The organism is Bradyrhizobium sp. USDA 4341 (assembly GCF_054063755.1).
Genome location: NZ_JBSSGO010000002.1, coordinates 8,367,535 through 8,389,266, shown reverse-complemented (window position 1 = coordinate 8,389,266; position 21,732 = coordinate 8,367,535). Strand labels below are relative to the sequence as shown.

Here is a 21,732-nt window from a genome sequence, read left to right as displayed (position 1 = left end):
CAGCCCGAATGCCGGGGAGTATTTCCTTCTGAGCGCCCGAGGCATCAGCTATCGGTCCCGCGCTGCGGCGCCAGGCGCGGCAACTCGATCCGCACGCTCGTCCCCATGCCCGGAGCACTATCCAGATGGAGCTCTCCGCCCAACCGGTTCGTGACGATGTTGTGAACGATGTGGAGGCCGAGCCCGATACGGCCGATGTCGCGGCGCGTGGTGAAGAATGGATCGAAGGCCTGCCGCAGCACATCACGGCTCATCCCGCAGCCGTCGTCGGCGAACAGGATTTCCACCTGGTCCTGACCTGACGCGCGCAGCCGGATCGTGATGGTGCCGCCCTTGCCGTCCGGAAATGCATGCGCGACCGAATTGACGAACAGATTGGTCAGCGCCTGACCGTAGGGACCGGGATAGCTGTTCATCGCAAGGCCGGACGGACAATCGACCTCGAGCGTCAGATTGTTCTTCGGCAACGCCGGACGCAGGTTCGAGAGCACCTGCTCGGTCACCTCGCCGAGATCGAACTGGCTGCGGTCGAAATAGCTGCGATCGACGGCGACCTGCTTGAACGATTGCACCAGATCCGCGGCGCGCTTGAGGTTGCCGACCAGCAGCGCCGATGCGCTTTCGACGACCTCGATGAAATCGCTCAGGCTGGAGCGCTTCAGCTTGCCGCGCGCGGCCTCGGCAGCGAAGTCGGCGCATTTCTGCTCCAGCACCGAGGCGACGGTGAGGCTGGTGCCGACCGGACTGTTGATCTCATGCGCGACGCCGGCCACCAGCCGGCCCAGCGCTGCAAGCTTCTCGGCCTCGATCAGCGAGGCCTGGGTCTCCTGCAGATGATGCAGGGCCTTCTCGGCCGCGTCGCGGGCGGCGCGGATCTCGCGTTCGCTGCGTTTGCGGTCGGTGATCTCTTCGGCCGCCACGTTGACCCCGACGATGCTGCCGTTCGGCTCGCGTTGCGGGTGCCAATGCGTGATCCAGCATCGCTCGTCATTGTGGCCCGGGCGCTGGCCGTACACCTCCACGCCGGTCACGGGCTCTCCGGTCTCCATGATCGAGCGAACGATGCCTTCGACCGCGGTCGCCAATGCGGGCACGCAATCATGCACGGTGCGTCCGAGATGACCTTCGACGGAAATGCCGCAGATTTCGGTGAGCCGCTGATTTATCTGGAGATAACGGCAATCGGGAGAGAGGTAGGCAAGACCGATCGGTGCAGTGTCATAGATCAGCTGCAGCGCCGGTTGTTTCGGGAACTGAACGTCCTGGACGACGGACGAGCGCATGTCCTTCCCCCCGTTCGGACAAGTCTAGCGCTTCGGACCCGGGGCGCAAATAGGCTCAGCCGAGCCGGAAACGGCGGTCTGATCTGTCCGGATTCGGCACGGATCGGGCGACAGCGGACTGGCGCTATACGGGCCGCCAGGCGTGGCGGCCTCAGCTATTCACTGCACCGTGCGGATGAAAATTCTCGATGAATCCCAGCAGCACCCGTGCGCCGGTGTCGGCGTCGGCGAGCTCGACATGCTCGGCCGGATTGTGGCTGATCCCGCCGCGGCAGCGCACGAAGATCATGCCGATATCGGCGACGTCGACCATCGCCATCCCGTCGTGCCCGGCCCCGCTCGGCAGTTCCAATACAGCATGGCCCTCGGCGGCGACCGCCTCGGCGATCTGCGCTTTCAGCCATGGCGCGCAGGGCACGCTGCGGTTCTCGTGGGTGACGTCGATCTGCAAGGCGAGCTCGCGGCGCTTTGCGATCGCCTCGATCTGCCGCACGATGTCGGCGACCGCACGCTTGCGATGCATGTCGCTCTGCGAGCGGATGTCCATCGTGAACGACACTTTGCCCGGAATCACGTTGGTGGCGCCCGGCATGGCGCTGATATAGCCGACGGTGCCGACGAGGCCGGCTTCATCGCTGTTGCAGAATTGCTCGATCGCAACGATGCATTCGGCAGCGCCCGTCAGCGCATCGCGCCGCAGCGACATTGGCACGGTGCCGGCATGGCCGGCGACGCCGGTGAGATTGGCGGCAAGCCGCGTCGCGCCTGAAATTGCGGTGACGACGCCGACCGGCAGCGCCTTCTGTTCCAGTACGGGGCCCTGCTCGATGTGCAGCTCGACGTAACCGAGCAGCTCGCGGCGGGCGCGCGCCGCCTTGCCGATATGATCGGGGTCGAGCCCGAAGGCGACCAGCGCGTCACGCATCGACGTGCCGGCGCGATCGCGCGTGTTGAGCACGCTCTCGTCGAACGTGCCGGCCACGGCGCGACTGCCGAGCAGGGTCGACGCAAAGCGCACGCCCTCCTCGTCGGCAAAGCCCACGATCTCGATCGCGAACGGCAGCCGCTTGCCGCGCCGGTTCAGATCGGCGACGCAGGCGATCGCGGTGACGACGCCGAGCGGGCCGTCCCATCTGCCGGCGTCGCGCACGGTGTCGTAATGCGAGCCGAGCATCAGGGCCGGCAGGCCCGGCCGCTCGCCCTCGTAGCGGCCGCAGACATTGCCGATCGCATCGAGATGCGCGCTCATGCCGGCCTCGCGCATCCAGGACAGGATGAGATCGGCCGCCTTGCGATGCTCATCGGTGAGGAAGACGCGCGCCAGATGCTCCGGCGTCTCGGAGATTGCCGCGAGCTGATCGATCCGCGCCACGATCTCGTCGCCAAGGGAGGATGGATTCGAGGATGGATTCGAGGACGATTTCGCGGCCGGTTTCTTCTCGCTCATGCTGTTTCCCATCAGTCCAACCCGGCACCCAAGCCCGCTTCACTCGTAGCAGGCCCGATCCGATTGACCAGCCAGCAAATCGCGCCCTGACGCCACCCCCGGCGAGGCTCGCATCGGCCGTCCAGGGGTTAGCGACTGCTTAACGGCATTGCATACAACGACGATTGATGGCTCACCAAATGGGCAATTCGGAATCTGCCGATTCCGGAGGCCGCCCATGCTGGCTATTATTCACATTCATATTCAGTCACTTACAGAACCATGACCGCTAAACGTGCTCTGGCACGAAGCTTGCGACACTCCGTCACGCGCCGCCGTTACGGTGGCTGCGACAAGGACAGGCGGGTCGGCCCCGCCAGGAGGGAGCAGGCGATGGATTTTGGCAGGATTTCAAGAAGGCATTTATTGCAGGGAAGCGCGGCATTGGCGCTCGGCAGCACACTCGGCGTTCGCGGCGCGGCGGCAGCGGAAACCACGGTCGGCTTCATCTATGTCGGGTCGCGCGACGACTACGGCTACAACCAGGCCCACGCTCAGGGCGCGGCCGCGCTGAAGAAGCTTCCCGGCATCAAGGTGGTCGAGGAAGAGAAGGTGCCGGAGACCGACGCGGTCGAGAAGACCATCGAGTCCATGATCAATCTCGACGGCGCCACGCTGCTGTTTCCGACCTCGTTCGGCTATTACAACCCGCACGTCGTCAAGATGGCGGGCAAGTTTCCGAAGATGCATTTCGAGCATTGCGGCGGCCTGTGGTCCGACAAGGATCCGAAGAACGCCGGCAGCTATTTCGGCTATATCGACGAGGCGCAATACATCTCCGGCATCGTCGCCGGCTATTCGACCAAGAGCGGCAAGCTCGGCTTCGTCGCGGCCAAGCCGATCCCACAGGTGCTGCGCAACATCAACGCGTTCACGCTCGGCGCCCGGCTCGCCAATCCCAAGGCGACCACGCAGGTGATCTTCACCGGCGACTGGTCGATGCCGGTCAAGGAAGCCGAGGCGACCAACAGCCTGATCGACCAGGGCGTCGATGTGCTGACCTGCCATGTCGACGGACCGAAGACGATGGTCGAGAACGCCGCGCGCCGTGGCGCGATGGTGTGCGGCTATCACGTCAACCAGTCGCCGCTGGCGCCGAAGGCCTATCTCACCGGCGCCGAATGGAACTGGGAAGCGCTCTATCCGAAATTCGTCAAGATGATCACGGCGGGTGAAGCGATCCCGAACTTCTACCGCGGCGGCCTGAAGGAAGAGATCGTCAAGGTCTCGCCCTATGGCGAGATGGTCTCTGCTGAAGCCCGCAAGCATGCCGACGACGTCAAGGCCAAGTTCATGTCCGGCGAGTACGCGATCTTCAAAGGCCCGCTCGTCGACAACAAGGGCAAGACGGTGATCGCTTCCGGCACCGACCGCGGCCAGCAGGATCCCGAGCTCGAAAAGATGGACTATCTCGTCGAGGGCGTGATCGGAGCCACCGCGTGACGACCGAGGCGGCGGAATCGGTGGAGGCGGCCGGCGTTGCGCCGGCCGCCGATCCCGGCTTCCTCCAGCGCTACGGCGCGAGCATCGAGTACATCCTGATCCCGGGCGCGGCGCTGGTCGGCGCGCTCGCGGTGTTCGGCGGCTTCATCGCGCTCTACGGCAAGAACCCGCTCGATCTCTATTTCTACATGTATTACGGCGCGTTCGGCACCTGGTTCTCCTGGCAGAACACGCTGACCCGCGCAGCGCCGCTGATCCTGACCGCGCTGTGCACGGCGCTGCCGGCGCAGCTCGGCATGGTGATCATCGGCGGCGAAGGCGCGCTTCTGATCGGCGCGCTGTCGGCAACATCAGCGGCGCTGGCGTTGCAGGGCGCGGCACCGATCGTCGTGCAGACCGCGATGGTGATCGCGGGCATGATCGGCGGCGGCCTCTGGATCACTCTGTCCGGCGGCTTGCGGCAGTATCGCGGGGTCAACGAGACGATCTCGAGCCTGCTGCTGGTCTATATCGCGCTTGCCATCCTGAACCATCTGGTCGAGGGGCCGATGCGCGATCCGGCCAGCCTCAACAAGCCGTCGACGCGCGAGATCGGCGCCGCCAACATGATCGGCAGCATTCCCGGCACCGACGTGCATTGGGGCCTGGTGTTCGGCCTCGTCGCGGCAGTTGCCGCCTACATCCTGATCTATCACACCACTTTCGGCTTCGCCGCGCGCGTCGCCGGCGGCAACATCCGCGCCGCCAAGATCGTGGGGCTTTCCGTCGGCAAGCTGATCCTGACCGTCTGCTTCCTCGCCGGCAGCAGCGCGGGACTAGCCGGCATGATCGAGGTCGCGGCCGTGCAGGGCCGCACCAATGCCAACCTCGCCGCGGGCTACGGCTTCACCGGCATCCTCGTCGCATTCCTGGCGCGGCAGAATCCGCTCGCGATCATTCCGGTCGCAATCCTGCTCGGCGGCATCTCGGCCTCCGGCGGCCTGTTGCAGCGGCGGCTCGGCCTGCCCGATGCGTCAGTGCTGGTGCTGCAAGGCATCATCTTCGTGTTCGTGCTGGCAAGCGATGCGCTCTACGGGCGGATCGGCTTCCTGAAGGGAAAGTCCTGACATGGCGGATGCTTCGCTCGGGCTCTGGACCGTCCCGCTCGCCGTGTTCGGCGGCGCCATCCGCGTCTCGACGCCGTTCCTGTTCGTCAGCCTCGGCGAATGCATCACTGAACGAAGTGGTCGCATCAATCTCGGCCTCGAAGGCACGCTGGTGATGGGCGCGATGAGCGCCTACGGCATCTCATATCTCTCCGGCTCACCGTGGTTAGGGGTTCTCGCGGCCGGGATCACCGGCGCGTTGTTCGGCGCGCTGCATGCCGGCATCTGCTCGCTGCCGCGGGTCAACGACATCGCGGTCGGCATCGCGCTGATGCTGCTCGGCACTGGCCTCGCCTTCTTCCTCGGCAAGCCGCTGATCGAGCCGACGGCGGCACGGCTGCCGGCGATCGATTTCGGCTGGTGGAGCGACGTGCCGCAGCTGCGCGCGGCGCTGCGCATCAACGTGCTGTTCCTGATCGGCGTCGCCATCGCGCCGCTGCTCTATTGGGCGTTCAGGACCACGCGCTGGGGCCTGTTGATCCGCACCGCCGGCGAAAGCGCTGACGCCGCGCGCGCGATGGGCCATTCTGTGCTGCTGATCAGGCTGCGCGCCACCATGGTCGGCGGCTTCCTTGCCGGCATCGGCGGCTCGTTCCTGTCGCTGTTCTATCCCGGCAGCTGGAACGAAGGCCTCTCCTCGGGACAGGGCATCACTGCGGTCGCGCTGGTGATCTTCGCGCGCTGGGACCCGATGCTGTGCCTGTGGGCCTCGCTCGCGTTCGGCGGCGCCGCCGCGCTCGGGCCTGCGCTGCAATCGGTCGGCATCACCTCCGGCTACCATTTGTTCAATGCCGCGCCCTACATCCTGACCCTGGCGATCATGATCATCACCTGCTCGCCGAAGCGCACGCTGACCGGCGCGCCCGCCGAATTGTCCATCACCCGATAGCAACTCGCGAGATCATTCCATGCCCGAGCGCTTCATCAAATCCGAGCCCTACGCCTGGCCCTACAATGGCGACCTGCGGCCGCAAAACACCGCGCTCATCATCATCGACATGCAGACCGATTTTTGCGGCGTCGGCGGCTATGTCGACAAGATGGGCTACGATCTCTCGCTGACGCGGGCGCCGATCGAGCCGATCAAGAAACTGCTCGCGGTGATGCGCGCGCAGGGTTTTCACATCATCCACACCCGCGAAGGCCACCGCCCTGACCTTGCCGACCTGCCCGACAACAAGCGCTGGCGCTCGCGCCAGATCGGCGCCGGCATCGGCGACCCCGGCCCGTGCGGCCGCATCCTGGTGCGCGGCGAACCCGGCTGGGACATCATCCCCGACCTCGCACCGCTGCCAGGCGAACCCATTATCGACAAGCCCGGCAAGGGCTCGTTCTGCGCCACCGACCTCGAGCTGATGCTGCGGCTGCGCGGCATCGAGAACATCGTGCTGACCGGCATCACCACCGACGTCTGCGTCCACACCACGATGCGCGAGGCCAATGACCGCGGCTTCGAATGCGTGCTGGTCGAGGATTGCTGCGGCGCGACCGACAGGAGCAATCACGATCACGCGCTGAAGATGATCAAGATGCAGGGCGGCGTGTTCGGCGCAGTAGCCAAATCCGCCGACCTGATCGGGGCGCTGTCGTGATCATCGGCGAACCGCCCGCCCCGTCAGGCGCGTTCGGCGTCGACGCCATCGCCATGACGATGCGGTTCGGCGACTTCGCAGCGCTCGACAATGTCGAGCTCAAGGTGCGGCCCGGCTCGTTCCATGCCCTTCTCGGCGAGAATGGCGCGGGCAAGAGCACGCTCGTGAAATGCATCATGGGCTATTACCACGCCACCGAGGGCGACATCCTGGTCGGCGGCCGCCAGCAGACCATCGCCAACCCCAAGAACGCGCATGCGCTCGGGCTCGGCATGGTCTACCAGCACTTTACCCTCGTGCCGGCGATGACGGTCGCCGAGAACCTGGTGCTGGCGCGCGATGATGTGCCTGCCATGGTCGACTGGCGCAAGGAGAAGAAAGAACTCGAGGCTTTCCTGGCGCGGATGCCGTTCAAGGTGCCACTCGACGCAAAAGTCTCGGACATCTCCGCCGGCGAGCGGCAGAAATGCGAGATCCTCAAGCAGCTCTATCTGAAGCGCCGCTTCCTGATCCTGGACGAGCCGACCTCGGTGCTGACGCCGGGCGAGGCCGACGAGGTGCTCGGCATGCTGCGCGCGATGGTGGTCGCGGGCGAACTGACCATCCTGATGATCACGCACAAGTTCCGCGAAGTGATGGCGTTTGCCGATGACGTCACGATCCTGCGCCGCGGCAAGCTCGCCGGCACCGGCCGGGTCGCCGATCTCACGCCGGACGAGATGGCCCGCACCATGATCGGCGCCGAACAGCTGACGGTGCAGCCGCCGCGCACCGGCGAAACCGGCGCGCCCCGGCTCGAGCTCGACAGACTCACCGCGCTCGACGATGCCGGCGCGATCGCCGTGCACGGCGTATCGCTGACGGTGAAGAGCGGCGAGATCGTCGGCATCGCCGGTGTCTCCGGCAACGGCCAGCGCCAGCTGGTCGAGGTACTGGCCGGCCAGCGCGACGCCGAGGGCGGCGTGATCCGCGTCCAGGGCGAGACCTATGCGGCAAGCCGCGAGGAGATGCGCCGCCACAAGATGTCACTGTTGCCGGAAGAGCCGCTGAAGAATGCCTGCGTCGGCGGCATGAGCGTCGCCGACAACATCGCATTCCGCGAATTCGATCGCGCCCCGTTCGCGCGTGGCCGCTGGTGGCTGAACCGCTCGGCGTTCCGCGACGACGCGGAGCGCAAGATCAACCGCTACAAGATCAAGACCCGCACGCCGGAGACCCCGATTGCGGCGCTGTCGGGCGGCAATGTGCAGCGCGCCGTGCTGGCGCGCGAGCTCTCGGGCGACGTCGAGGTGCTGATCGCCGCCAACCCGTGCTTCGGACTCGACTTCGCGGCGGTGGCGCAGATCCACGCCGAGATCATGGCCGCCCGCAACCGCGGCGCGGCGGTGCTGCTGGTCAGCGAAGACCTCGACGAACTGCTGGAACTGTCGGATCGCCTGGTCGTGATGTTCCACGGCGCGTTCGTCCATGAGGCCCGCGCGAGCGAGGCCGACCTCACCGAGATCGGCCGGCACATGGCGGGACACTGACCATCCGCGTCATTGCCGGCGGGGCGATGCAATCAGCTCTGGCCACGCAAAGATGTCGTCCCTGCGAAAGCAGGGACCCATACTCCGCAGCGGATGTTGTCAACGGGATTCGTCGTTCCAGCGTTGCGCAACAATCAGCATTCGTGGTTATGGGTCCCTGCTCCCGTGCGCAATTGCGCACTAGGCAGGGACGACACGGAGTTTGTGGCGCGCGATCCCGGCAAGATCCCGCCATTGCAATGACGAAGCGGTTTATCAGCACTCCGCGTCATATCAACGCCGGCCTAGCCGATCTCGAACGCCTGCGCGGCGAGATGCTTCAGATTGGCGTGCCAATGCTCGGCGATCTGAAGCCGGGTCGGCACCCAGACACGCTCGTGCTTCTGGATGTAATCGAGGAAGCGCATCAGCGCGGCGGCGCGGCCGGGACGGCCGACGACACGGCAATGCAGGCCGACCGACATCATCTTGGGTGAAGTCGCGCCCTCGGCATAGAGCACGTCAAAACTGTCCTTCAGGTAGGTGTAGAACTCATCGCCGCCGCCAAAACCCTGGGCGTTGATGAAGCGCATGTCGTTGGCATCGAGCGTGTAGGGGATCACGAGATGCGGCTCGGTTCCGGCTGCCTTGATCCAGTACGGCAGATCGTCGGCATAGGAATCGCAGAGATAGCGCAGGCCGCCCGCCTCCATCAGAAGTCGCAGCGTGTTGATCGAGGAGCGGCCGGTGTACCAGCCGAGTGGCCGCGCGCCGGTCGCCTCGGTATGCACCGCAATGGCGCGCGCGATCTCCGCGCGCTCCTCGTCCTCCGACATGTCCTTGTGCTCGACCCAGCGCAGGCTGTGGCTTGCGATATCCCAGCCCGCCTCCTGCATCGCCGCGACCACATCCGGATTGCGCTTCAGCGCCATTGCGACGCCGAACACCGTGGCCGGCAGCTTCCGCTCGGTGAACATCCGCCATAGCCGCCAGAAGCCGGCGCGCGAGCCATATTCGAACATGGTCTCGATATTGGCGTGACGCTGGCCGACCCAGGGCTGCGCGCCCAGCACGTCGGACAGAAACGCTTCCGAGGCACGATCGCCGTGCAGGATATTGTTCTCGCCGCCCTCCTCGAAATTGACCACGAACTGCACGGCGACACGCGCAGCGTCTGGCCATTTCGGATCGGGCGGCGTGCGGCCGTAGCCGCGGAGATCGCGCGGATAGCGGGCCTCGGTCACATCAGATTTCCTCGAAGCGGATCTGCTGCGCGCCCTTCCACAACACCGTCTTGCCGAAGGCGGTGAGGTTCTCGAGCCCCGAGGTCAGCGTGATGAAATGATTGCCGGCGAGCTGGCCCATCTTGCTGGCAAAGTGCACGCCGCCATAGGCGAGCAGGATCTCGGTCTCGCTGATGCCGCCGGGATAGAGGATGATCTGGCCCGGCGCCGGATAGCTGGTGTGGTTCTCGTAGGAGACGCCGAAATCAAGATCGCCGAGCGGCATCCAGACGCCCTCGCCGCTCCAGCGCACATGGATCGCCTGGCTCTCGAACGGCATCGCCTTGCGGAAGGCGGCGACCGTCTTCGGCGCGAGCTGCTCCTCGAAACGGGCGTCAAAGGTGAACTCGCCGGCGCGGACAATCAATTTGCTCATCGAACTCTCGTGGGTGGGCTGGACGGAATGATGCCCCAACCATTGCCGCCGGCCCGCGCCGGACGCAAGGCCGATTCCGGCCCCAGATGCCGGTTTTTTGCCGCAATGGCATCCGCGGCAACGCAGATTTGAGCAGGGTTGCGTTGCACCCCGCCTCCCGCTTTGCGAACCTCTCTGCACTCGCAAAGGAGGACGGCCGATGACGACAAACAGTCTGCACGGACATGTGGCGCTGGTGACCGGCGGATCGCGCGGCATTGGCGCGGCCATCGTCAAGATGCTGGCGGAAGCCGGCGCCGCCGTCGCCGTCAATTATCGCGAGCGCTCGGCTGAAGCGGAGACGCTGGCAAAGGGCATCACAGCCGCCGGCGGCCGCGCCGTCGCTGTCGGCGCCGACGTCTCGGAAACCGCCGCCGTCGCCGGGCTGGTCGAGCGCGCCAAATCCGAGCTCGGTCCGGTCGACATCCTCGTCAACAATGCGGGGATTGCTATCGTCAGGGGTGTCGACGACCTCACCGAAGAGGACTTCGACCGCACCATCACGGTCAACCTCAAGTCGGCATTTCTCTGCACGCAAGCTGTGCTGCCGATGATGCGCACCCGGAAATGGGGCCGCATCGTCAACATCTCCTCCGGCGCTGCACGCGGTGCCGGCGCGATCGGGCCGCACTACAACGCATCGAAGGCGGCGATGGAGGGCCTGACCCGCGGTTACGCCGCGCGCCTCGTCAAGGAGGGCATCACCGTCAATGCCGTCGCGCCGTCGCTGATCGAGACCGACATGATGAAGGGACAGAGCGGCCTCGTCAGCCGGATCCCGATCGGCCGCTTCGGCACCGCCGAGGAAGTCGCGCAGGCTGTGATGCTGCTGGTCAACAATCCCTACATGACCGGGCAGACCATCGCGATGAGCGGCGGCATGGCGTTCAACTAGAGCGTTTTCGAGCGAAGTGGGTACCGGTTCGCGTAAAGAAAACGCGTCAAGCCAAAATCTAGAGCCCCGTTCCGATTTCAGTCGGAACGGAAAGGGCTCTAGCGTCGTCGATGCCTTGACCGCGTCGCGGGTTTGCCCTACCGCTTGCGGCATGAACCGATCGAACCTCATCGCCAATTTCTGGTGGCTCGCCGACTGACAGGCGGGCCGAACGCGTTCATGCATTTTCGGGGCCGCCGCATTGGGCGGCCTTTTTGTTTGGCTTCATCCAGCCCGCATGCGGTGTCCCCATTCAACCGAATGGAGATACCAATGACCAAACCGATCATCCTCACCGGCGACCGCACGACCGGTCCGCTGCATCTCGGCCATTACGCCGGCTCGCTCCGAAGTCGCCTGGCGTTTCAAGACAGCCATGAGCAGTTCTTGCTGCTCGCCGACATGCAGGCGCTGACCGACAATGCGCACAACGTCGGCAAGGTCCGCAGCAACGTCATCGAGGTCGCGCTGGACTATCTTGCCGTCGGGATCGATCCCGACCGAACCTCGATCTGCCTGCAATCGCAGCTACCGGCGCTGGCGGAACTGTCGATGCTCTACCTCAACCTCGTCACCGTCGCGCGGCTGGAACGCAACCCCACCATCAAGGACGAGATCCGCGCGCGCGGTTTCGGACGCGACATCCCCGCGGGCTTCCTGTGCTACCCGGTGGCGCAAGCCGCCGATATCACCGCGTTTCGCGCTACCGTCGTGCCGGTCGGCGAGGATCAGGCGCCCCTGATCGAGCAGACCAACGAGATCGTCCGGCGGGTCAACGCGCTCGCGGGCCGTACGCTGCTGCAGGAAGCAGAAGCTATCATCCCGCGCGCGGGACGGCTGCCCGGCGTCGATGGACGCGCCAAGATGAGCAAGTCCGCGGGCAACGCGATTCCGCTTTCGGCCTCGCCCGATGACATCTCGGCCGCGGTGCGCGCGATGTTCACCGACCCCGATCATCTGCGTGTCGCCGACCCCGGCAAGGTCGAGGGCAATGTCGTCTTCACCTATCTCGACGCGTTCGACGACGATCACGACGCCGTCGCGGAACTGAAGGCCCGCTATCGGCACGGCGGTCTCGGCGATACGACCGTCAAGCGGCGGCTGGAGGATATCCTGCAAGCCCTGATCGCACCGATCCGGACACGGCGCGCCGAGCTGGCGACCAATCGCGACCACGTCACTGAGGTGATCAGGCGCGGAACCCTGAAAGCGCGGGAGATTACGGAGCGGACCAGGCGCGACGTCATGGAGGGGCTTGGCTTGTTCCAGCTCTGAACGCGCCGTCATCAAAGCGTGGCAGGAACTGTGCTTGGCTATGACCGTTGTCCGCTAGAGCCTTTTCCGCTCCGATTGAATCGGAGCGGGGCTCTAGACTCTTTTCTTGACGCGTTTTCTTCACGCGAAGCGGTATCCACTTCGCTCGAAAACGCTCTAGGCGAAACCGGATTTGGAGCCTGTCGTGATCGATCCGAAGACGCTTCTCGAACGCGCCGAGCAGCTGGCTGATCAGGCCAAGGGCGAGGAAGATACCGGCATCCGCGAGCGGCTGCTGCGCATGGCCGAGCACTACCGCGATCTGGCCGCGCATGAGGCCTGGGCGCATGAAAACCCGCCATCGGTGGGCGCCATCACCCGCGCGCTCAGTCCGCGCGCGCATTGATCTGATGTTCGATCAGCTCACGCGAATACGATAGCCCAGCGACCGACGTGCGCCCGGCGCGATCTGCATCAAGCCGGGCTTGTCGGCGAACTCGCCATCGAACTCCGCGGGGCTGGCAAAACCGTGCCACGGCTCGATGCAGAGAAACGGTGCGCCGCCGACCTTCGACCAGATGCCGAGTTCGCGAAAGCCGCGCCAGGACATTTCGATCGCCGGGCCTTGTGTGGCTGCTGCCGGGCCTAGTGTCGCCGTGAAGAGGATCGATGTACTTGCGACCTGATCGAAGACCATCGCGTCGTCATCGAACAGCTCCTCCGACAGTGCGAGCGTTCTGCCCTTGACCGGATTGGGTTCGGGCTGCGGCCGCATCAATCCATCCTTCAGCCGCCGGATCGGCGCAAGTTCAGTCTTGCCGAAGGTCAGCGTGTAAGCCTCCTTCGGCAGCCCCGGCACCAACGGCCAGTTGAAGGCGGGATGACCACCGAGCGAGGCCGGCAGCATCTCGTCGCCGGTGTTGATGATATCGAAGGCGGCATCGAGATCGGTACCATCAACGGTGTAAGTGACCTCGAGCCTGAACGCGAACGGATAGCGTGCCGGCGTTTCCTCATCGTCGGTGAGCGCGAGCTTGCAGGATCGCGGTCCCTGCTCCAGCCAGACAAAGCGGCGATCCCGCGCAAGGCCGTGCTGCGTCATCGGATAGGTCTTGCCATGGTGACGCAGCGTGTCGTTCTTCAACCGGCCGACGATCGGGAACAGGATCGGTGCATGGCGCGGCCATTGCGGTCCGGCCTGCCACAGCAACTCGGTTCCGTCGGCATTCCTGAGCGACGACAGTTCAGCGCCCTGTGCCTGAATTGTCGCGGCAATTCCATCGCCGCGCAGCGTATGACTGTCGCTCATGCCTCGCCTCGCCGGTTGCGCCATGCCCTGACACGAGATGTTCGATACCGGCGAAGCCGTCAACCCCAAAGCGATGGGGCCGCCCGCGCGTGGCGGCCCCAACTTGGCTTACCCGGCGATCTTGGAGAAGTCAGGCTGCCGCCGCTCGGCGAAGGCGGCAAAGGCCTCGCGCGCTTCCGCGCTCATCAGCCGCTGCTGGAAGATTTCGCCCTCGCGCGCCATTTGCGCGCTGATCCCAGCGGGATCGCGCATCAACGCCTTGGTGTGCTGGAGCGAGCCGAACGGCCGCTTCGCCAGTGCGTCCGCCGCCGCCCGGGCCTTGGCGCGGAGATCCGCAAGCGGCACCACGGCATTGGCAAGGCCGATGGAGACCGCGGTCTCCGCCTCAACCGGCTCGCCGAGCGCGAACATCGCATAGGCCCGCGCATAGCCGATGCGCTGCGGCAGCAGATAGGTCGACGCCGCCTCGGGCACCAGCGCGAGATTGACGAACGGCGTGATCAGCCGCGCGGTCGGCGCGAGGTAGACGAGGTCGCAATGCAGCAGCATGGTGGTGCCGATGCCGACCGCATTGCCCTGCACGGCGGCGACCAGCGGCCGCGTCGCCTTGGCAAGCCCGGCAAGGAAACGCGTCACGTGACGCTCGCCCTGCACGCCACGCGACACCGCCGCGAAATCGGCGAGATCGTTGCCTGCGGTAAAGCTGTCGCCGTCGCCCTGGAGCAGCACGGCGCGGATCGTGGAATCGCCTTCCGCGCGTTCGAGCGCGTCGGCCATCGCGCCATACATCGCGTTGGTGATCGCGTTCTTCTTGTCCGGACGCGCCATCGTCACGGTGAGAACGCCACCGTCCAGCGCTACGACCACTTCACTCATGTCTCACTCCTGTTGCTTGCTGCTTGTTGGGCGCGTTTTCTTGACGCGAACTGGCACCCAGCTTCGCTTGAAAACGCTTTAGCCGTCTTTGTCCTTCGGAAATTTCTCTTGCAGGCTGGTCAGCCAGCGCGACACCACGTCGATCTCCGCTTCCGAAAATCCGTCCATCAGGCGGTTGTTGATCACCCTGGTCCGCGTCGCGGCACGCTTGCCGAGCTCCTGCCCCGCCGCGGTCAGATGGAGCCGCTGGCTGCGCCCGTCCTCACCGTCGCGCCGGCGCTTCACGAGGCCCGCACGCTCCATCCGGTCGGCGAGCCCGGACATCGCCGACGGCACGATGTCGACCGCCTGCGAGACGTCGCCGATCAGCGCGCCGTCATTACGCCCGAGGAAGAACAGCACGCCCGCCTGCGCCGACGTCAGATCGTGCGCGGCCGTCTCCTGATCGATGGCGCGCTGCAGCCGCCGATAGGCCACGGTCAGAAGAAAGATCAGCCGGTGTTCCGCTCTCATGCCGCTGTTATATATTTCGCATGCGAAATATCAAGATACTTCGCGCGCGAAGTATCTGGCGATATCCGTTTGCCTTTTTGCGGCGCCTCAATGCACCGGCATCCAAGGCCCGTAAAATACGAGGATGAGCCCTCTCAACCGCTTTGATTGCGACATTTTGATCGCGTCGCCGGATCGCTGCACCGCGCTCCAGCAGAAAACCCTTGATCGACAACGGTCAAACGGGAACTCTTCGATCCGGGAGCCGTGGTTTGCATTGCGGCTCGGGCGGGGTCACGAGAGTGTCATGACGTCAGCGGCAAGTTCGGACAGGGAGCGCGTTGTCCGCCCGAAGCGGCTACGTCATCTCAGCCAAGCCATGCGTTGTGAGACCGCGTTTCGCCTGATCCTGTCCGAATGCCTCGAGGAAGTCGCAACCAACCACGACGCCCTGAGCTCCGGCGATCCCACAGCGCTCCATCGGACCCGCATTGCACTGACGCGGCTGAAGGCGGCGATCGCATTCTACGGCCCGATGGTGGCGGACAGCGAATGGACGCGGCTGAAATCCGAGCTGAAATGGTTGAGCGCCCATCTCGGCGCAACGCGCGACCTCGACGTTGCGATCGACAACAGCAAAGGGCTGCCGGAAGAGCGCATGCTCCAGACAGCGCGAACCGATGCGTTCGAAGCGCTCAAGGACGCCTTGCAAAGCGACCGTTACTGGCAATGGTTCGACGGCATGTGGGACTGGGTCGGCAGCGGCCCCTGGACCACGCGGCAGAACCGCCGTGCCGCGCAACGGCGCGCGGTGCCGGTCTCGGTCTTTCACGCGCGCCGGCTGGCGCGCTGGCATGGCAAGCTGTGCCAGAAGAGCCGCGGGCTGCAAGGGATGGGCAAGAACAAGCGCCACCGCGTCCGGCTCGCCAGCAAGCGGCTGCGCTACGCCATCGAGTTCTCGGAAGGCGGATTATCCCCCGACGAATACGCGTCATGGCGGACCGTTCTCAAGCATCTGCGCAAGGGACAACAACTGCTCGGCGAATTGAACGATGACGAGGTCCGCCGCGCGCTGCTCGAGAGTGCCGATGCCCTCGCGCGCCGCGCCGACGAGCGCAAGGCCAAGCACCGGCGCGTGCACGAGCGCAAGCGCAAGAGCCGCCTGCTGCGCCGCGCCGCGGCCGTCTACCGGAAGATCTCCAACTAAAGCGCGCATCAGCGCATCGTCGTCGGCGCGGATGCGGGCCGAATTGATGGTCGCGCTAGAATTGATGTATAAAACATCACTTATTGGCCTTGTCACATCACTACTTGATGTGCATAAATAACATCCAAATAGACCTGACCCCTCAATCGACGGCTTCGATCGATGATCACCGCGGCGCAGCTCCGGGCTGCCAGAGCCTTGCTTGGCATCGACCAAAGGCAGCTCGCCGAGCTGTCCGGACTTTCGGTGCCGACCATCCAGCGCATGGAGGCGAGCGAGGGCACCATTCGCGGCAATGTCGACTCGCTCATGAAACTGATCGACGCGCTCGGCACCGCCGGCGTCGAGGTGATCAGCGAGGGCGCGGTCAGCAACGGCGGCGGCCGCGGCGTGCGACTGAAGGCCGGATCCGGCTCGCCGAAGGTGCAGACATGATCCAGGCGGTCACTCAGCAGGTCTGGTGTGTTGCCGCACTGCTGGGAACGACCGCTCTCGCGATCGCAACGAGCCGATCGCGCCGATCGACAGCCATTGTCTACGGCGCGACCTTTGCGATTTCGTTGGTCGCATTGGCCGGAGCCCTGTTCTCGCTCGTCGCCCACGCCAGTGCGACGGAACTGATGCTGCCGATCGGCTTGCCGTGGCTGGGATCGCATTTCCGCCTCGACGCGCTTGCCGCATTCTTTCTCGCCGTGGTCAATCTCGGCGGTGCGGCCGCGAGTCTTTATGGCCTCGGCTATGGCAGTCACGAATCCGCACCACAGCGGATCCTTCCGTTCTTTCCGGCATTCCTGGCCGGGATGAACCTCGTTGTGCTGGCCGACGATGCGTTCACCTATCTGCTGTGCTGGGAATTCATGTCGCTCGCGTCCTGGGCGCTCGTGATGGCGCACCACCGCGATGCGGACAACGCGCGAGCGGGCTACGTCTATCTCGTCATGGCAAGCTTCGGAACGCTGGCTTTGTTGCTCGCTTTCGGCCTGCTGTCGGGAACTGGCGGCAGCTACAGTTTTGCGGCCATTCGCAGCGCCCAGCACGCCCCGTCCGAAGCCGCCCTGGTGCTCGCTCTGATGCTGCTCGGCGCCGGATCGAAAGCCGGCCTGGTTCCGTTGCACGTGTGGCTGCCGCTGGCCCATCCCGCGGCACCGAGCCATGTCTCGGCGCTGATGAGCGGCGTGATGACGAAGGTCGCAATCTATGGATTCATCCGGGTCGTGTTCGATCTGCTCGGGCCGCCAAGCTGGTCGGCTGGTGTCGTCGTGCTCATCCTCGGCGGCACGACCGCCGTGATGGGGATCCTCTATGCGCTGATGGAAAAGGATCTCAAGCGCCTGCTCGCCTACAGCACGATCGAGAACATCGGCGTCATCTTCGCAAGCCTCGGCCTGGCGCTGGCATTTCAGGCGAACGGCCTCGGCCTGGCAGCGGCCCTCGCCTTCACGGCCGCGCTGTTCCACGTGCTCAACCATTCGTTCTTCAAGAGCCTGCTGTTCTTCGGCGCTGGCGCCGTGCTGACGTCGACCGGCGAACGCGACATGGAGAAGCTGGGCGGCCTGATCCACCGCATGCCGCTCACCAGCTTCGTCTTTCTCGTCGGCTGCGTTGCGATCTCGGCGCTTCCGCCGTTCAACGGGTTCGTCTCCGAATGGCTGATGTTTCAGGCCATCCTGCAGAGCCCCGATCTGCCGCAATGGCTACTGAAGATCATGGTGCCCGCAGTCGGCGCCTTGTTGGCGCTGGCGGCGGCGCTTGCCGCCGCATGCTTCGTCAAGGCCTTCGGAATCACGTTCCTCGGCCGCGCGCGGAGCCCGGCCGCGCAAGCCGCAGGCGAAGTCGATCGCTATTCGCTTGCCGCGATGTTCAGCCTCGCGGCGCTCTGCTTTCTCGCCGGCATTCTGCCGGGCTTTGTGATCGACGCGCTCTCGCCGGTCACGATGGCCATGATCGGCCACCGGATGCCGCTCCAGGCGAACGACCCCTGGCTCTCGATCGTGCCGATCGAGGAGAGCCGCAGTTCCTACAACGGATTGCTCGTCTTTGTTTTCATCACGGCCGCGGCGTCGCTTGCGGTGTATTTCATCCATCGCTTTGCGTCGCGCGCGATCCGGCGCGGACCGGCCTGGGGTTGTGGCTTCACCGATCCGACGCCGGCGGCGCAGTATTCCGGAGCGAGCTTCGTCCAGCCGATCCGCCGGGTGTTCGGCACGTTGGTTTTCCAGGCCCGCGAGCATGTCGACATGCCTTCACCGGGCGAACTGCGGCCGGCCCGCTTCACGGTCGAAATGCACGATCTGGTCTGGGAGCGGCTGTATACGCCCGTGACTGAAGCCGTTGGGTTTTTCGCCGATCGGCTGAACCAGCTCCAGTTCCTGACCATCCGCGGCTACCTCAGTCTGGTCTTCGCAACCCTCGTCACATTGCTGCTGGCGCTCGCGATATGGTCGTGACCTCGGACATCCTCGTTCAGTTGGGCCAGATGACGCTCGTGCTGCTGCTCGCGCCGCTCCTGACCGGCGTCGTACGCAAGGTCAAGGCCCGCCTGTTGCGCCGGCAAGGAGCGTCGATCTTCCAACCCTACCGCGACCTGCTGCGGCTGCTTCGCAAAGAGGTCGTCCTCGCCGAAAACGCGTCCTGGCTGTTCCGTGTCACACCCTACGTGACGTTCGCGGCCATCTGGGTCGCCGCGGCGCTGGTCCCGACATTTGCGACCGGCTTGCAATTCAACTGGAGCGCCGACCTGATCGCGATCGTCGCCCTGCTCGGCAGCGCGCGCTTCTTCCTTGCACTTGCCGGCATGGACGTCGGCACCAGCTTCGGCGGCATCGGCTCCAGCCGGGAGGTGATGATCGCAGCGTTGGCCGAGCCAGCCATGTTGTTGATGGTGTTCTGCGTCGCGCTGATTGCCGGCTCGACCCAGCTGTCGACGGTCGCGACCTTCATGGCGTCGTCCGAAGTGGGACTGCGCGTCTCGCTCGGCATGGCGATGATTGCCCTCATCATGGTGGCGCTTGCCGAAAACGCGCGCATTCCGGTCGACAACCCGGCAACGCATCTGGAGCTGACCATGGTGCACGAGGCGATGATCCTCGAGTATTCCGGGCGTCACCTTGCCATGATCGAGTTCGGCGCCTTTCTCAAGCTGCTGCTGTACATCTCCCTGATCATCTGCGTGTTCTTCCCGTGGCAGATCACCACCGAGGGTGCGGGTCCGCTGTCCTATCTGGTGAGCGTCGCCGCCTACATCCTCAAGCTTGCGGTCGCAGGCTTCCTCCTTGCCGTTTTCGAGACCGCGACGGCGAAGGTGCGGGTTTTCCGTGTCCCCGAGTTCCTCGGCGCCGCGCTCATGCTCGGCCTGCTCGGCACGCTGCTTCGGTTCGTGTCACGGAGCTTCTGATGCACAACCTCGCCTTCGACATCGCCCATCTGCTCGCCGGCGGGCTCGTGCTGATCAGCTTCATGATGCTGTACCAGGACCGCCTGTATGCGCTGCTGAACATCTTCGCACTTCATGCGGTGGTGCTAGCGCTTTCGGTCGCCTGGCAGGCGTTTGTCCAGAACGCACCGCATCTCTATGTGACGGCGGTGATCGCGCTGGTCTTCAAGGCGATCATCATCCCGGTGGCTCTGCACCGGATCGTCAAGCAACTCGGGATTCATCGCGATATCGAGACCGCGGTGGGTATCGGCCTGACCATGCTGGCGGGCATGGGGCTCGTCGCCCTCTCCATGGTGCTGATGCTCCGCGTGACCGGCGCGGCCGATCCGCTGGCGAGGGAAGACCTCGCCTTCGCGCTGTCGGTGGTGCTGCTGGGATTGCTTGTCATGGTGACGCGGCGCAACGCCGTCAGCCAGGTCGTCGGCTTCATGTCGCTGGAGAACGGCCTGGTGCTGGCCGCGACCGGCGCCAAGGGTATGCCGCTCGTCGTGGAGATCAGCGTCGCGTTTTCGATCCTGATCGCATTCATCGTCATCGGCGTGTTCCTGTTCCGGATTCGGGAGCGGTTCGACACCGTCGACGTCGGTGCGCTCGATGAATTCAGGGGAGAGCGGCGATGACTGCGGCATCGGATGCCGTCGCCTGGGTTCTGCTGATACCGATCTGTGCCGCGGCCGTGCTTGCGGCGCTACCCGGCTACCGGCTGACCGCGGGGCTCAATATCCTGGCCAGTCTCGGCACCTTGCTGGCCGCAGTTTCGCTGCTCGTGATCGAGCGCCCGCAGCCCGGCCACTACCTGCTGATCGACGATCTCAACATCGTCTTCATCGTGCTCAACACCTTCGTGGGATTCACGACCAGCGTGTTCAGCGCGAGCTATATCGCCCACGAACTCGAGACGGGGCGGCTGACGCCGGGCTATCTGCGATTCTACCATGCCATGTTTCAGGTCATGATGTTCGGCATGAACCTCGCATTCGTGTCGAACAATATCGGCCTGATGTGGGTCGCAGTCGAGGTCGCCACGCTGACCACCGTCCTGATGGTCGGCATCTACCGGACCCATGCGGCGCTGGAAGCCGCCTGGAAGTATTTCATCCTCGGCAGCGTCGGCATCGCGCTCGCGCTGTTCGGCACGATCCTGGTGTACATGGCCGCGCGGCCGGTCATCGGCGAGGGCCAGGACGCCATGGTGTGGACGGTGTTGATCAGCCGCGCGGCGACGTTCGACCCGGCATTGCTCAACGTCGCCTTCATCTTCCTGCTGCTCGGATACGGGACCAAGGTCGGCCTGGCGCCACTGCACGCCTGGCTTCCGGATGCCCATGCCGAGGGCCCGACCCCGATCTCCGCCGTGCTCTCCGGCCTCTTGCTCAACGTTGCGCTCTACGCTGTGCTGCGCTTCAAGATCCTGCTCGCCGCCAATCCGGATGCGATATCGCCGGGCCCGCTGATGGTGACGATGGGGCTGACCTCGCTGCTGTTCGCAGCCTTCATGCTTTACCGCCGCCGCGACATCAAACGGCTGTTCGCCTATTCCTCAATCGAGCACATGGGCATCATCGTGTTTGCGTTCGGAATGGGTGGTCCGCTCGCCAACTTTGCCGGCCTCCTGCATATGGTGATGCACAGCCTCACCAAGTCGGGGATCTTCTACGCGGTCGGCCACATTACACAAGTGAAGGGCACGCAGCGGATCGCCAACATTCGAGGCCTGACTGAAACCCATCCGGCGCTCGGCTGGAGTCTCGTGATCGGCGTGATCGCGATCGCCGGCCTGCCGCCGCTCGGCATCTTCATGAGCGAATTCCTCATCGTCAGCTCCACCTTCGCGCGCCAGCCGCTGCTGGCGATCCCGCTGGTGTTCGGCCTGCTGCTCGCCCTCGGCGCGCTGATCCTGCGCCTGACCAGCCTTGCGTTCGGCGAGCCGCGCGGCAACACCGCTCCGGCGGATGCATCCTATCTGCCGATGTTTGCGCATTTCGCGTTGGTGCTGACTGCGGGCATCTACCTGCCGGGACCACTGGTTGTCTGGTTCCAGCACGTCGCCAACCTCCTGGGCTAGCGCG

The 21,732-nt window shown here is 64.9% G+C and carries 21 protein-coding genes; 14 read left to right on the top strand and 7 right to left on the bottom strand.

Going from position 1 to position 21,732, the window contains the following annotated elements; all coding sequences use genetic code 11:
• Positions 1-44 precede the first annotated feature (44 nt).
• Together ACVIGB_RS45225 and ACVIGB_RS45220 are read right to left on the bottom strand one after the other, a co-directional pair.
• Positions 45-1,283, bottom strand: coding sequence for an ATP-binding protein (locus ACVIGB_RS45225; RefSeq protein WP_092124847.1), 1,239 nt, complete (start codon positions 1,281-1,283; stop codon positions 45-47).
• A 151-nt stretch (positions 1,284-1,434) separates the two neighbouring features.
• Positions 1,435-2,730, bottom strand: coding sequence for an allantoate amidohydrolase (locus ACVIGB_RS45220; RefSeq protein ID WP_456724406.1), 1,296 nt, complete (start codon positions 2,728-2,730; stop codon positions 1,435-1,437).
• 372 nt (positions 2,731-3,102) lie between these two features.
• Here ACVIGB_RS45220 and ACVIGB_RS45215 point away from each other — a divergent pair, with 372 nt between their 5' ends.
• From ACVIGB_RS45215 to ACVIGB_RS45195, 5 genes are read left to right on the top strand one after another with little or no spacing between them, the layout of a single operon-like run.
• Complete coding sequence (locus ACVIGB_RS45215; RefSeq protein ID WP_092124845.1) at positions 3,103-4,212, top strand: BMP family ABC transporter substrate-binding protein; 1,110 nt, start codon at positions 3,103-3,105, stop codon at positions 4,210-4,212.
• The gene (locus tag ACVIGB_RS45210; protein ID WP_092124844.1) at positions 4,209-5,318 is read left to right on the top strand and encodes an ABC transporter permease; all 1,110 of its coding nucleotides are present in this window, start codon (positions 4,209-4,211) and stop codon (positions 5,316-5,318) included. Before ACVIGB_RS45215 ends, ACVIGB_RS45210 begins: the two co-directional genes overlap by 4 nt.
• A 1-nt stretch (position 5,319) precedes the next feature.
• Positions 5,320-6,246: an ABC transporter permease gene (locus ACVIGB_RS45205; RefSeq protein ID WP_050631205.1), complete on the top strand. Its 927-nt coding sequence runs from the start codon at positions 5,320-5,322 to the stop codon at positions 6,244-6,246.
• A 19-nt stretch (positions 6,247-6,265) separates the two neighbouring features.
• Positions 6,266-6,949, top strand: coding sequence for a biuret amidohydrolase (gene biuH, locus ACVIGB_RS45200; protein ID WP_456724407.1), 684 nt, complete (start codon positions 6,266-6,268; stop codon positions 6,947-6,949).
• Positions 6,946-8,478 carry an ABC transporter ATP-binding protein gene (locus ACVIGB_RS45195; RefSeq protein ID WP_456724408.1) on the top strand — a complete coding sequence of 511 codons (1,533 nt, stop codon included), beginning with the start codon at positions 6,946-6,948 and terminating at the stop codon, positions 8,476-8,478. Before biuH ends, ACVIGB_RS45195 begins: the two co-directional genes overlap by 4 nt.
• 284 nt (positions 8,479-8,762) lie before the next feature.
• Here the strand turns inward: ACVIGB_RS45195 and puuE are convergent, their stop codons facing one another.
• Positions 8,763-9,701, bottom strand: a complete 939-nt coding sequence (puuE, locus tag ACVIGB_RS45190) for an allantoinase PuuE (RefSeq protein ID WP_456724409.1) — start codon at positions 9,699-9,701, stop codon at positions 8,763-8,765.
• A 1-nt stretch (position 9,702) separates the two neighbouring features.
• The gene (locus tag ACVIGB_RS45185; protein WP_092124838.1) at positions 9,703-10,116 is read right to left on the bottom strand and encodes a DUF3830 family protein; all 414 of its coding nucleotides are present in this window, start codon (positions 10,114-10,116) and stop codon (positions 9,703-9,705) included.
• Between the two features lie 199 nt (positions 10,117-10,315).
• On the opposite strand from ACVIGB_RS45185, the gene ACVIGB_RS45180 reads away from it, so the two are divergent.
• The 3 genes from ACVIGB_RS45180 to ACVIGB_RS45170 all read left to right on the top strand — a co-directional run bounded on the left by ACVIGB_RS45180 (position 10,316) and on the right by ACVIGB_RS45170 (position 12,749).
• Positions 10,316-11,050 carry an SDR family NAD(P)-dependent oxidoreductase gene (locus ACVIGB_RS45180; protein ID WP_092124837.1) on the top strand — a complete coding sequence of 245 codons (735 nt, stop codon included), beginning with the start codon at positions 10,316-10,318 and terminating at the stop codon, positions 11,048-11,050.
• Positions 11,051-11,362: 312 nt separating this feature from the next.
• Positions 11,363-12,364: a tryptophan--tRNA ligase gene (trpS, locus tag ACVIGB_RS45175; protein WP_456724410.1), complete on the top strand. Its 1,002-nt coding sequence runs from the start codon at positions 11,363-11,365 to the stop codon at positions 12,362-12,364.
• Between the two features lie 184 nt (positions 12,365-12,548).
• Positions 12,549-12,749 (top strand): hypothetical protein, encoded by a 201-nt coding sequence (locus tag ACVIGB_RS45170; RefSeq protein ID WP_092126959.1) that lies wholly within the window; start codon positions 12,549-12,551, stop codon positions 12,747-12,749.
• Between the two features lie 12 nt (positions 12,750-12,761).
• On the opposite strand, the gene ACVIGB_RS45165 is transcribed toward ACVIGB_RS45170, so the two are convergent.
• The 3 genes from ACVIGB_RS45165 to ACVIGB_RS45155 form a co-directional block, all read right to left on the bottom strand.
• Positions 12,762-13,652: an aldose 1-epimerase family protein gene (locus tag ACVIGB_RS45165; protein ID WP_456724411.1), complete on the bottom strand. Its 891-nt coding sequence runs from the start codon at positions 13,650-13,652 to the stop codon at positions 12,762-12,764.
• Between the two features lie 108 nt (positions 13,653-13,760).
• Positions 13,761-14,528, bottom strand: a complete 768-nt coding sequence (locus ACVIGB_RS45160; RefSeq protein ID WP_456724412.1) for an enoyl-CoA hydratase-related protein — start codon at positions 14,526-14,528, stop codon at positions 13,761-13,763.
• Between the two features lie 78 nt (positions 14,529-14,606).
• On the bottom strand, positions 14,607-15,041 hold the full coding sequence (locus tag ACVIGB_RS45155; RefSeq protein ID WP_456724413.1) for a MarR family winged helix-turn-helix transcriptional regulator: 435 nt from the start codon (positions 15,039-15,041) through the stop codon (positions 14,607-14,609).
• A 286-nt stretch (positions 15,042-15,327) separates the two neighbouring features.
• Here ACVIGB_RS45155 and ACVIGB_RS45150 point away from each other — a divergent pair, with 286 nt between their 5' ends.
• From ACVIGB_RS45150 to ACVIGB_RS45125, 6 genes are all read left to right on the top strand, one after another.
• Complete coding sequence (locus ACVIGB_RS45150) at positions 15,328-16,227, top strand: CHAD domain-containing protein (protein ID WP_456724414.1); 900 nt, start codon at positions 15,328-15,330, stop codon at positions 16,225-16,227.
• A 162-nt stretch (positions 16,228-16,389) separates the two neighbouring features.
• On the top strand, positions 16,390-16,662 hold the full coding sequence (locus ACVIGB_RS45145; protein ID WP_456724415.1) for a helix-turn-helix domain-containing protein: 273 nt from the start codon (positions 16,390-16,392) through the stop codon (positions 16,660-16,662).
• Positions 16,659-18,674, top strand: coding sequence for a hydrogenase 4 subunit B (gene hyfB / locus ACVIGB_RS45140; RefSeq protein ID WP_456724416.1), 2,016 nt, complete (start codon positions 16,659-16,661; stop codon positions 18,672-18,674). The genes ACVIGB_RS45145 and hyfB overlap by 4 nt, the downstream gene beginning before the upstream one ends.
• Positions 18,665-19,621: a respiratory chain complex I subunit 1 family protein gene (locus tag ACVIGB_RS45135; RefSeq protein WP_456724417.1), complete on the top strand. Its 957-nt coding sequence runs from the start codon at positions 18,665-18,667 to the stop codon at positions 19,619-19,621. Before hyfB ends, ACVIGB_RS45135 begins: the two co-directional genes overlap by 10 nt.
• Positions 19,621-20,283: a hydrogenase-4 component E gene (locus tag ACVIGB_RS45130; protein ID WP_456724418.1), complete on the top strand. Its 663-nt coding sequence runs from the start codon at positions 19,621-19,623 to the stop codon at positions 20,281-20,283. The genes ACVIGB_RS45135 and ACVIGB_RS45130 overlap by 1 nt, the downstream gene beginning before the upstream one ends.
• The gene (locus ACVIGB_RS45125) at positions 20,280-21,728 is read left to right on the top strand and encodes a hydrogenase 4 subunit F (RefSeq protein WP_456724419.1); all 1,449 of its coding nucleotides are present in this window, start codon (positions 20,280-20,282) and stop codon (positions 21,726-21,728) included. Before ACVIGB_RS45130 ends, ACVIGB_RS45125 begins: the two co-directional genes overlap by 4 nt.
• The last annotated feature ends 4 nt before the right edge of the window (positions 21,729-21,732 follow it).

Bases quoted from the DNA above. Each gene is read 5' to 3' on its own strand.
- ACVIGB_RS45125 (WP_456724419.1), top strand. From the start codon at position 20,280: ATGACTGCGGCATCGGATGCCGTCGCCTGGGTTCTGCTGATACCGATC.
- ACVIGB_RS45165 (WP_456724411.1), bottom strand. From the start codon at position 13,652: ATGAGCGACAGTCATACGCTGCGCGGCGATGGAATTGCCGCGACAATT.
- ACVIGB_RS45160 (WP_456724412.1), bottom strand. From the start codon at position 14,528: ATGAGTGAAGTGGTCGTAGCGCTGGACGGTGGCGTTCTCACCGTGACG.
- ACVIGB_RS45185 (WP_092124838.1), bottom strand. From the start codon at position 10,116: ATGAGCAAATTGATTGTCCGCGCCGGCGAGTTCACCTTTGACGCCCGT.
- hyfB (WP_456724416.1), top strand. From the start codon at position 16,659: ATGATCCAGGCGGTCACTCAGCAGGTCTGGTGTGTTGCCGCACTGCTG.
- ACVIGB_RS45180 (WP_092124837.1), top strand. From the start codon at position 10,316: ATGACGACAAACAGTCTGCACGGACATGTGGCGCTGGTGACCGGCGGA.
- biuH (WP_456724407.1), top strand. From the start codon at position 6,266: ATGCCCGAGCGCTTCATCAAATCCGAGCCCTACGCCTGGCCCTACAAT.
- ACVIGB_RS45130 (WP_456724418.1), top strand. From the start codon at position 19,621: ATGCACAACCTCGCCTTCGACATCGCCCATCTGCTCGCCGGCGGGCTC.
- trpS (WP_456724410.1), top strand. From the start codon at position 11,363: ATGACCAAACCGATCATCCTCACCGGCGACCGCACGACCGGTCCGCTG.
- ACVIGB_RS45135 (WP_456724417.1), top strand. From the start codon at position 18,665: ATGGTCGTGACCTCGGACATCCTCGTTCAGTTGGGCCAGATGACGCTC.
- ACVIGB_RS45205 (WP_050631205.1), top strand. From the start codon at position 5,320: ATGGCGGATGCTTCGCTCGGGCTCTGGACCGTCCCGCTCGCCGTGTTC.
- ACVIGB_RS45145 (WP_456724415.1), top strand. From the start codon at position 16,390: ATGATCACCGCGGCGCAGCTCCGGGCTGCCAGAGCCTTGCTTGGCATC.
- ACVIGB_RS45220 (WP_456724406.1), bottom strand. From the start codon at position 2,730: ATGAGCGAGAAGAAACCGGCCGCGAAATCGTCCTCGAATCCATCCTCG.
- ACVIGB_RS45225 (WP_092124847.1), bottom strand. From the start codon at position 1,283: ATGCGCTCGTCCGTCGTCCAGGACGTTCAGTTCCCGAAACAACCGGCG.
- ACVIGB_RS45150 (WP_456724414.1), top strand. From the start codon at position 15,328: ATGACGTCAGCGGCAAGTTCGGACAGGGAGCGCGTTGTCCGCCCGAAG.
- ACVIGB_RS45155 (WP_456724413.1), bottom strand. From the start codon at position 15,041: ATGAGAGCGGAACACCGGCTGATCTTTCTTCTGACCGTGGCCTATCGG.
- ACVIGB_RS45215 (WP_092124845.1), top strand. From the start codon at position 3,103: ATGGATTTTGGCAGGATTTCAAGAAGGCATTTATTGCAGGGAAGCGCG.